Origin of the sequence: Sinorhizobium sp. NG07B (assembly GCF_002532005.1) — a bacterium.
In the GTDB taxonomy this organism is placed as follows: Bacteria; Pseudomonadota; Alphaproteobacteria; order Rhizobiales; family Rhizobiaceae; genus Sinorhizobium; species Sinorhizobium fredii_C.
This window is the reverse complement of record NZ_NWTD01000023.1, coordinates 1-4,192: the sequence shown is the minus strand read 5'-3', so window position 1 is coordinate 4,192 and position 4,192 is coordinate 1. Positions and strand designations below refer to the sequence as shown.

The window sequence follows — 4,192 nt, the reverse complement described above, 5'->3', positions numbered from 1 at the left end:
CGTAACCATACGGCCGAGGCCGCGGTGGCTTCGATTTCGCTAGGGGGCGTTCAAATTAAAGAGCTGCAACGCCCTCGATACATGTCGTAACGTCGCCACCGATCCAAATCTGATCTTCGACCAGCTCCACATGAACACGTCCTTCCCGTCCAAGGACGGTACCCTGGCTGGCAATGTATGACGGAGGCGCGATGCCGTTGCCAATTAACCATTGAGCGATGCCAGCGTTTAAGCTGCCGGTTACCGGATCTTCAAAACCGGCCGCGGTAAAGGCACGCACCTCGAAATCCGCATCCCGCCCATCATTCGTAGGATCCCAGGGAGCAACGACACCGACCCGCAATCCGGACAGAACGGCGAAATCCGGGCGCAGCGCCAGGACGTCAGCCCTGGAGCGTAGCAGAACAGCGAGCCAGCCGGGGCCATTGTCCACCCAGTTGGCGTCGATGATGTCATCAAAGGTCAATCGCAGCCCTTTGATGGCTCGCGTCAGTATGTCGAGTTCCACCGGACCCGAGCGGCGCAGTTCGGGGGCTTCGAAGCAAAGTCGTTCATTGTCGCGCCGAATGTGGATTAGTCCTGCCTCGCACTCCTGGACAATGTCGCCACTCTTTGGACTTCCACCGGAAGACAGCCATACATGGCAACTCCCCAAAGTGGGGTGGCCCGCGAAGGGCAACTCAGCAACAGGCGTAAAGATGCGAACACGGTAGTCGGCATCCGCCGCCCTCGGCTGGAGAAGGAAGGTCGTTTCGCTAAGGTTCGTCCAGCGTGCGAAAGCAGCCATCTCGGATGCAGTCAAGGAATCTGCTCCGATGACAACCGCCAGCGGGTTACCTAGCAAAGCTTTGGAGGAGAAAACGTCAACCTGCTGGAATGAAAACTTCGTGTTTCCGCGTCTCACCATGATGTCCTACGTTCTCAATTTACGCGGCTTTGCCGCATTCGGTGCAGTTTTGGTTGACGGCCCAGTTCCACGGGAGCAATTGCTCGAGGCGCGCGATCGGCGTGTCGGCGATACGAGCGAGAACATCGGCAAGCCATGCCTGCGGATCGATGTCGTTTAGCTTGGCAGTCATGATCAGAGTTGCCATGAAGGCGGCTCGTTCGGCCCCGCGGTCTGATCCGGCGAAGAGCCATGACTTGCGGCCGAGAGCGAAGCCGCGAAGCGCCCGCTCGGCTGCATTGTTCGTCAGGCAAATTCGACCGTCATTGAGGAAGGACGTGAAGCCATCCCAGCGCTTCAGCATGTAATCGATCGGCTCAGCCACGGGTGAACTGCGCGACAGCTTTGCCCGCTCGGCCCGTAGCCATTCCTCGAGCGCATCGACGATTGACTGGCTTTCCTGCCGACGGCGCTGCAGCCGCTCATCGGCGGCAAGTCCGTTGACCTCGCGCTCGATGTCGAACAGTGCATCGATGCGTTTGACCGCCTCCAGCGCGACCGGCGAGATCGGCGCGGCGTTCTTCCCGCGCTTGGCATTGGTGGCGATGTCAGCGAGCACGAAGAACTTGCGCCGTGAATGTGCCCAGCACAGCGCCTGCGTCAGCGGAACGGGATCGCGATCCACCTTGAACAATGGGTTGTAGCCGCCATAGGCGTCCGCCTGCAGAATACCGGTGAAGGTTTTGAGATGGCGCGCGGGATGTTCCTGCCGCCGATCGCGCGAGGCATAATAGAGTGCCGCCGGCGGCGATTGCCCGCCAAACGGCCGGTCGTCCCGGACGTAGGTCCAGATGCGACCGGTATCGGTCTTACCGCGGGCGAGGATCGGCACGGTGGTGTCATCGCCATGCAAACGCTCGGCGGCAAGGACATGCGCTTCGATCAGTCCATGCACCGGCTTTAATGCCGCGGCGCAGCCCCCGACCTGGTCGGCGAGCGTCGACAGGCTGAGGTCGATGCCCTCGCGGGCATAGCGCTCGCTCTGCCGGTTCAGCGGCTGATGTTGACCGAACTTCTCGAACAGGATCATCGCCAAGAGGTTCGGTCCGGCAAAGCCGCGCGGCGTCACATGGAAGGGTGCCGGCGGCTGGGTGATCTTCTCACATTCGCGGCAGGTAAACTTCTCGCGCACGGTCTGGATCACCTTCCACTGGCGCGGAATCACCTCCAGCGTCTCAGTGATGTCTTCGCCCAGCTTTGCCAGCTTGCCCGAACCGCAGCACGGGCAGTTTGATGGAGCGGCGATGACGACGCGCTCGCGCGGCAGATGCGCGGGGAAAGGTTTGCGCGACGGACGCTTGCGCTCGAAGGCCCTGACCGTCGAGGAGCGTGCGGCCATCTCCGCCGCCAGTTCGTCTTCGCTGGCGTCGGCTTCCAGCTCCTCAAGCTGCAGTTCCATCTGTTCGAGAAGCCGGGCTTTGCGCTCCGACCGGCTGCCATGGATGTCGCGCTTCAGCTTCTCGATCTCCAGCCTCAGCCGGGCGATCAGCGCATCCGAATGCGAGTTTACCGCCTGCGCGCGGGCGGCGAGCGCTTCCGCCTCACGACGGGCCGCGCGCTCGGCGAGGATCATCGCATGCGCACTGGCAAGGTCGTCGGGAAGCTGATCGGCCGCATCGGTCATGGCGGGATGGAATCATATTCGCTCCCGCCATGCCAGCGGTTTTGCTCATCCCGCCGACGTCGGACGCCAAGTTTTTTGCGGCATTCGCCAGTCGATGCCTTCGAGCAAATAGCCGAGCTGCGCGGGCGTGATCACCACCGTGCCGTCGGCCGCCGACGGCCAGATGAAGCGGCCGCGCTCGAGCTTCTTCGTGAATAGGCAGGCACCCTGGCCGTCGTGCCAGATCACCTTGATCAGGCCGCCGCTCCGCCCCCGGAAGACGAACAGATGGCCGCTCATCGGATCGCGCTTCAACGTCTCCTGCACCAGCAGCGACAGGCCGGGGAAGCCTCTCCGCATGTCCGTAAAGCCCGTGGCGAGCCAGACCTTCACACCACTCGGAACCGGGATCATCGCCGCTCCAGGACATCGAGGATCCGCGCCAAGGCTTCGGTGTCGACGTCACTCTCGACCCGGAGACGACGCCCACCGCCAAGCTCGATCGTCACCATGCTTGCTTTCTTGCGCGACCGAGAGACCGGCGGTGGCTCCGCCCTGGTCGGCGGCGCTGGAAGCGCTTCGACGACCTCCACCGGAACCAGTTGCGGGACGGACGGCGCGGAGATTTGGCAGAGTTCCTTGCGCCAGCGGAAGAGCTGGCTCACATGGATGCCGGCCGAGTGAGCGATCTCGGAAACGCTTGCGCCTGGCTCAAGCGTCGCCGCGACCAGCCGCTCCTTCTCCTCCCGAGACCAGCGCCGACGACGCTCGACCGATGTGATCACTTCAATCTGATGCTTCGTCATAGGACTACTCCTAGTGTTTGCACTAGGACTTGCAGCCTTCAGCCTGCCTCAGCAAGGCGGCCGTCACCGGATGGGTACTACACTTCCGGGTCGGTGGAACATTCACGCCGGGACTTGAACGAGCCGATTAAAAGAAGCGCCAGAAGGCGTGGGCGGCGACGGAAAATAGCCCTTCTTTTCGCCAGCGCCTCATGGACCTAGACGAACCGCCCGAACCAGGGACGCCACAGACACAAAAGCTCCCGGACCTCTGGTTCGTCGGCGTTCTGTCATCCTGTCGTGAGCGAGTTCCGGCTACACAGTGCCATCGCCATAAAGGTGCCGATTTCGCTCATGAACGGTCATCGGCTCCCCAGCCGAACTGAGCCCTAACCCTGAGAATTCCAGCTCCCGGTGGCCCAAATGTGGGGTGCACTTCAAAACCAAGCCGGATCGATATCGTCCTAAGAGCCTTTTCCCGGAGCTGACCGTTGCTTCAGGCATGGCCATGCTGGTTGTCGGCGTTTCCCGTTTGACAATTCCCTACCTGGAGTAGGTCCGCGTCTGGCGACCTCCCGAAGTTCTCACAACAGCTGGCAGCATTTCATACCGCAGCGCTTTGAATCATCCACGTTTCAGGGGTCACGACGGTTTGGTATAAATTACTCTCCCTCATACATTATTCTTCGATAGTCGTTGGACGGAATCTAATCGGCTCTTCAACAGTGTGAAGAATTGATGTCAGACCGTGCAGCACGCTCAAAGAGGATCCTATAGCATAGGATGACGAAGAGGGGCTGCGCACCGTCTTGCCCGTTTCCCATTACGCGCAGCCAAAACGCGACACGGAGAGATGAC

Annotated in this window: 4 protein-coding genes; all 4 read right to left on the bottom strand. The window is 61.2% G+C overall.

What is annotated here, in order from left to right; all coding sequences use genetic code 11:
• Positions 1-55: 55 nt before the first annotated feature.
• From CO664_RS28930 to CO664_RS28915, 4 genes are read right to left on the bottom strand one after another with little or no spacing between them, the layout of a single operon-like run.
• On the bottom strand, positions 56-907 hold the full coding sequence (locus tag CO664_RS28930; protein WP_097528125.1) for a PhzF family phenazine biosynthesis protein: 852 nt from the start codon (positions 905-907) through the stop codon (positions 56-58).
• A gap of 19 nt (positions 908-926) precedes the next feature.
• The gene (locus CO664_RS28925; RefSeq protein ID WP_097528126.1) at positions 927-2,570 is read right to left on the bottom strand and encodes an IS66 family transposase; all 1,644 of its coding nucleotides are present in this window, start codon (positions 2,568-2,570) and stop codon (positions 927-929) included.
• 45 nt (positions 2,571-2,615) lie between these two features.
• Positions 2,616-2,963 (bottom strand): IS66 family insertion sequence element accessory protein TnpB, encoded by a 348-nt coding sequence (gene tnpB / locus CO664_RS28920; protein WP_097528127.1) that lies wholly within the window; start codon positions 2,961-2,963, stop codon positions 2,616-2,618.
• Complete coding sequence (locus CO664_RS28915; protein ID WP_097528128.1) at positions 2,960-3,355, bottom strand: transposase; 396 nt, start codon at positions 3,353-3,355, stop codon at positions 2,960-2,962. Before CO664_RS28915 ends, tnpB begins: the two co-directional genes overlap by 4 nt.
• Positions 3,356-4,192: the final 837 nt, after the last annotated feature.

Excerpts from the sequence above, each read along its gene's own strand:
- CO664_RS28930 (WP_097528125.1), bottom strand. The coding sequence starts at position 907 with ATGGTGAGACGCGGAAACACGAAGTTTTCATTCCAGCAGGTTGACGTT.
- CO664_RS28925 (WP_097528126.1), bottom strand. The coding sequence starts at position 2,570 with ATGACCGATGCGGCCGATCAGCTTCCCGACGACCTTGCCAGTGCGCAT.
- tnpB (WP_097528127.1), bottom strand. The coding sequence starts at position 2,963 with ATGATCCCGGTTCCGAGTGGTGTGAAGGTCTGGCTCGCCACGGGCTTT.
- CO664_RS28915 (WP_097528128.1), bottom strand. The coding sequence starts at position 3,355 with ATGACGAAGCATCAGATTGAAGTGATCACATCGGTCGAGCGTCGTCGG.